We start from the raw sequence: 230 nt of genomic DNA, 5'->3' as shown, positions 1-230 counted from the left end.
GTCGAGCACCGTACCCTTGGTGTTGAGCTTCGACTGCAGCGAGTTCGGGTCAGACAGGGCGAGGCCGTCGCGGTTGCCCAGGATGTTGGTCGAGAACCAGCCGTCGACGTGGAGGGCGCGCGCCTTGACGGCGGGAGCCAGCACCGTCTTCATCATGGTCTGGCCGGACTTGCCGTCCTTGCCGGCCACCGGGACGTTCATCTCCGTAGCCAATCCGAGCAGGGCCGGCA

At 66.5% G+C, this 230-nt stretch carries 1 pseudogene; it reads right to left on the bottom strand.

Features of this window, described 5'->3' with window-relative positions:
- Nucleotides 1–230: pseudogene (locus tag AC0IY0_RS29165) on the bottom strand (inositol-3-phosphate synthase); the annotation flags it as partial.

Source organism: Methylobacterium sp. AC315, from assembly GCF_979253755.1.
Note: the sequence above shows the minus strand (reverse complement) of the source record. Positions and strands in the feature narration are given on the sequence as shown.